Source organism: Actinomadura sp. NPDC000929, from assembly GCF_040492065.1.
Taxonomy (GTDB): Bacteria; Actinomycetota; Actinomycetes; order Streptosporangiales; family Streptosporangiaceae; genus Spirillospora; species Spirillospora verrucosospora.
This window is the reverse complement of sequence record NZ_JBEUPA010000278.1, coordinates 1-4,364: the sequence shown is the minus strand read 5'-3', so window position 1 is coordinate 4,364 and position 4,364 is coordinate 1. Positions and strand designations below refer to the sequence as shown.

Below are 4,364 nucleotides of genomic sequence, written 5' to 3'. Positions count from 1 at the left end.
CCCTCTTCGGCTGGCAGCGTCCCTGCTACCTGATGTCGGACGGCTACGCGCAGACCTACCAGGAACTCCTGGACGAGACCGACTGGGACTAGGCTCGCCGCGCTGGAGGCCGTGCCTCCGCTGGGCCGGCTGTCGGGCGCGCAGGCCGAGGCGCTCGCCGGAGTCGCGGACGAGGTGCGGGTGACGCCGTGGCGCAGCGTGGTGGTGCGCGACCTGGAGCGGGACGAGGCGCGCCGCGCGGCGGCGGAGCTCGCGGCGGCGGGGTTCGCGACCGATCCCGCGTCGCCCTGGGTGGGCGTGACGGCCTGCACCGGGAGCCCGGGATGCGCGAAGTCGCGCGGCGACGTGCAGGGCGAGGCGCGGCGCTTCGTGGACGGCCTGGGCCGCGCGCCCGAGACCCCCGTCCACTGGACGGGATGCGAGCGGCGCTGCGGGATGCCCCGCGGCCCGGTCGAGCTGAGGACGGCGGAGGGACAGCAGTGATCGATTACGTCCGGGACGGCGCCGAGATCTACCGGCGGTCGTTCGCGACGATCCGCGCGGAGGCCGACCTGTCGGGACTGCCGGACGACGTGGCGCGGGTCGCGGTCCGCATGATCCACGCCTGCGGCATGACCGATCTGGTGGAGGACCTGGCCTGGTCGCCGGGGGTCGTGGCGCGGGCGCGGGCGGCGCTGCTGGCGGGCGCGCCGGTGCTGTGCGACGCGCGGATGGTCGCCTCCGGCGTGACCCGCGCGCGGCTGCCCGCCGGCAACGAGGTCGTGTGCACGCTCGGCGAGCCGGGCGTGCCGGAGCTGGCCGGGCGGCTCGGCACCACGCGCAGCGCGGCGGCGCTGGAGCTGTGGCGCGACCGGCTCGGCGGCGCGGTCGTCGCGATCGGCAACGCGCCGACCGCGCTGTTCCGGCTGCTGGAGCTGGTGGAGGAGGGCGCGCCGCGCCCGGCGGCGGTCCTCGGGATCCCGGTCGGGTTCATCGGGGCGGCCGAGTCCAAGGAGGCGCTCGCCGCGAGCGGCCTGGACCATCTGGTGGTCCGCGGGCGGCGCGGCGGCAGCGCGATGACGGCGGCGGCGGTCAACGCCATCGCCAGTGAGGCGGAGTGATGGCGGGACGGCTGTTCGGCGTGGGCGTCGGGCCCGGCGACCCCGAGCTGGTCACGGTGAAGGCGGTGCGGCTGATCGGCGAGGCCGACGTGGTGGCCTTCCACTGCGCGCGGCACGGCCGCAGCATCGCCCGGACCGTCGCCGAGCCGTACCTGCGGGACGGGCGGATCGAGGAGCAGCTCGTCTACCCGGTGACGACGGAGACCACCGACCATCCCGGCGGCTACCAGGGGGCGCTGGAGGACTTCTACGCCGACTGCGCCGCCCGCCTCGCCGCGCACCTCGACGCGGGGCGGACGGTCGTGGTGCTCAGCGAGGGCGACCCCCTGTTCTACGGGTCGTACATGCACCTGCACAAGCGGCTCGCACCGCACTACCCGGCCGAGGTGGTGCCGGGCGTGACGTCGCTGAGCGCCGCGTCCGCGGCGGCGGGGCGGCCGCTGGTGGAGCGGGAGGAGACGCTGACCGTCCTGCCCGGGACGCTGGCCGGCGAGGAACTCGCCGAGCGGCTGCGCAGCGCGGACGCGGCGGCCGTCCTCAAGCTCGGCCGGACGTTCCCCAAGGTCAGGCAGGCGTTCGAGGACGCGGGGCGGCTCGGCGACGGCTGGTACGTCGAGCGGGCCGCCACCGACCGGCAGCGGGTCCTCCCGCTCGCCGACGTCGATCCGGCCGACGTGCCCTACATGGCGCTCGCGCTGCTGACGAGCCCGGCGGAGCGCTCGTTCGCCGCGCCTCCCCCGGCGCGGCCGGAGGGGGCCGGCGGGGTGTGGGTCGTCGGGCTCGGGCCGGCGGGCCGGCCGTGGCTGACGCCGGAGGCGCAGGACGTCCTGGCGTCCGCGACCGACCTCGTCGGGTACGGCCCCTACCTGGACCGGGTGCCACCGAACCCGAGGCAGCGGCGGCACGGGTCCGGCAACCGGGTGGAGGCCGACCGGGCCCGGCACGCGCTGGCGCTCGCGCGGGACGGGGCCCGGGTGGCCGTCGTCTCGTCCGGCGATCCCGGCGTGTTCGCGATGGCCACGGCCGTCCTGGAGGCGGCGGCGGAGGACGAGTTCGCGGACGTGCCGGTGCGGGTCGTGCCGGGGCTGACGGCGGCGCAGGCCGTGGCCGCCCGGGCCGGCGCGCCCCTCGGGCACGACTTCTGCGTCCTGTCGCTGTCGGACATCCTCAAGCCGTGGGACGTGGTGGAGCGGCGGCTCGCCGCCGCCGCCGAGGCCGACCTGGTCCTGGCCCTCTACAACCCCTCGTCGAGCCGGCGCAGGCACCAGCTCCCGGCGGCGCGCGAGCTGCTGCTCAAGCACCGCTCCCCCGAGACCCCGGTGGTCGTCGGGCGGGACGTCGGCGGGCCGGAGGAGAGCGTGACGGTGACGACGCTCGGCGAGCTGGACCCCGCCCGGGTCGACATGCGCTGCCTGCTCATCGTCGGGTCGTCCGCCACCCGGGTGACCGAGCGGGGCGTGGTCTTCACCCCGCGCCGCTACCCCTGAGCCCAGGCCGCGGCGGCCGCCACGTCGGCGGCCGCCGCGACGCCCTCGGGAAGGGCCGGGCGGTCGACCATCACGACGGGCAGCCCGGCCTCGCGGGCGGCGGTGAGCTTCGCGCGGGTCATCGCGCCGCCGCTGTCCTTGGTGACCAGCACGTCCAGGCGGTGCTCGCGGATCAGGGCGCGCTCGCCGTCCACGGTGTAGGGGCCGCGCGCCAGCAGGACGTGCACGTGGGGCGGGACGGGCGGCTCCGGAGGGTCCACCGACCGGGCGAGGAACCACACATCGGTCCGCGCGGCGAACACCGGAAGGCTGCGGCGGCCGGTGGTGAGGAACGCGCGGGCGCCGTCCGGCAGCGCGGCGGCGGCGTCCGGCAGGGACGGGACGCGCCGCCAGTCGTCACCGTCCTCCTCGTCCCAGCCGGGGCGGCGCAGCGCGAGCAGGGGCACGCCCGTCAGCCGCGACGCGTGCGCGGCGGAGGCGCTCATCCGCTCCGCGAACGGGTGGGTCGCGTCGACGAGGCGGTCGATCCGGTGCTCCCGCAGCCACGCGGCGAGCCCTTCGGCGCCCCCGAACCCTCCGATGTGGACCTCGCCGGCGGGCAGGCGCGGGTCCGACACCCTCCCGGCGAGCGAGGAGACGACGTGCACGCCGGTCAGCCGGGCCGCGAGCGCGCGGGCCTCCGCCGTCCCGCCGAGGATCAGGACGCGCCGCACGCCCGGTCCCGGCCGGCGCTGTAGAGGTGGCTGTCGGGGAACGCCGACGCGGTGAGGACGCGGCCGACGACGATCACCGCGGTGCGCCGCACCCCGGCCTCGCGCACCCGGGCGGCGATGTCGGCGAGGGTGCCGCGCAGGACCAGCTCGTCCGGGCGGCTGGCGCGGGCGACGACGGCGACCGGGCAGTCCGCGCCGTAGCGGGGCAGCAGCTCGGCGGCGACCTCCTCGATGCGCTGGACGGCCAGGTGCAGCACCATCGTGGCGCCGCTCGCGCCGAGGGTGGCGAGGTCCTCGCCGTCCGGCATCGGGGTGGCCCGCACGGCCGTGCGGGTCAGGATCACGGTCTGGCCGACGCCGGGGACGGTCAGCTCCCGGCCGAGCGAGGCCGCCGCGGCCGCGAACGCGGGAACGCCGGGGACGACCTCGTACGGCACGCCCGCCGCGTCGAGGCGGCGCATCTGCTCGGCGACCGCGCTGAACACCGATGGGTCGCCCGAGTGCAGCCGCGCGACGTCCAGGCCGCCTTGGTGGGCGGCGGTCAGCTCGGCGACGATCTCGTCCAGCGTCATGTTCGCGGTGTCGACGAGCCGGGCGCCGGGCGGGCACGCCTCCAGCAGTTCGGCCGGCACCAGCGACCCCGCGTACAGGCAGACGGGTGAGGACTCCAGGATCCTCAGGCCGCGCACGGTGATGAGGTCGGCGGCGCCGGGGCCCGCGCCGACGAAGTGGACCGTCACAGGGTGTCCTTCCGCGTCGTCCAGACGGTGACGGGCATCGCGGGGCGCCAGCCGGTGAACCCGCCGAGCGGTGCGGCGCGCTCGACGCCGAGGCGGACCAGCTCGCCGCCATGGGTCCGGCGGAGCTCGACCACTTTGGCCTCCGATTCGAGGGTGACGGCGTTGGCGACGAGGCGCCCGCCGGGCCGGAGCGCGTCCCAGCAGCGTTCCAGCAGGCCAGGGACGGTGAGCCCGCCGCCGACGAAGACGGCGTCGGGCGGCGGGAGGCCCTCCAGCGCGTCCGGCGCGCGGCCCGCCACGACGCGGACGCCGGGCACCCCGAGG

The 4,364-nt window shown here is 77.4% G+C and carries 6 protein-coding genes and 1 pseudogene; 4 read left to right on the top strand and 3 right to left on the bottom strand.

What is annotated here, in order from left to right:
• The 4 genes from ABWI04_RS41865 to ABWI04_RS41850 form a co-directional block, all read left to right on the top strand.
• The coding region (locus tag ABWI04_RS41865) for a DUF3463 domain-containing protein (RefSeq protein WP_353835880.1) at nt 1–92 on the top strand (92 nt) is incomplete at its 5' end.
• Nucleotides 93–111: 19 nt separating this feature from the next.
• Complete coding sequence (locus ABWI04_RS41860; protein WP_353835879.1) at nt 112–483, top strand: ferredoxin-like domain-containing protein; 372 nt, start codon at nt 112–114, stop codon at nt 481–483.
• The gene (locus tag ABWI04_RS41855) at nt 480–1,100 is read left to right on the top strand and encodes a precorrin-8X methylmutase (protein WP_353835878.1); all 621 of its coding nucleotides are present in this window, start codon (nt 480–482) and stop codon (nt 1,098–1,100) included. Before ABWI04_RS41860 ends, ABWI04_RS41855 begins: the two co-directional genes overlap by 4 nt.
• Complete coding sequence (locus tag ABWI04_RS41850) at nt 1,100–2,587, top strand: precorrin-2 C(20)-methyltransferase (RefSeq protein WP_353835877.1); 1,488 nt, start codon at nt 1,100–1,102, stop codon at nt 2,585–2,587. Before ABWI04_RS41855 ends, ABWI04_RS41850 begins: the two co-directional genes overlap by 1 nt.
• Here ABWI04_RS41850 and ABWI04_RS41845 read toward each other — a convergent pair.
• From ABWI04_RS41845 to ABWI04_RS41835, 3 genes and pseudogenes are all read right to left on the bottom strand, one after another.
• Nucleotides 2,578–3,300: a cobalt-precorrin-6A reductase gene (locus ABWI04_RS41845; protein ID WP_345186818.1), complete on the bottom strand. Its 723-nt coding sequence runs from the start codon at nt 3,298–3,300 to the stop codon at nt 2,578–2,580. The genes ABWI04_RS41850 and ABWI04_RS41845 overlap by 10 nt on opposite strands.
• Complete coding sequence (cobM, locus tag ABWI04_RS41840; RefSeq protein ID WP_345186820.1) at nt 3,285–4,040, bottom strand: precorrin-4 C(11)-methyltransferase; 756 nt, start codon at nt 4,038–4,040, stop codon at nt 3,285–3,287. Before cobM ends, ABWI04_RS41845 begins: the two co-directional genes overlap by 16 nt.
• Nucleotides 4,037–4,364: pseudogene (locus ABWI04_RS41835) on the bottom strand (cobalamin biosynthesis bifunctional protein CbiET); the annotation flags it as partial. The pseudogene ABWI04_RS41835 and the gene cobM, both read right to left, overlap by 4 nt.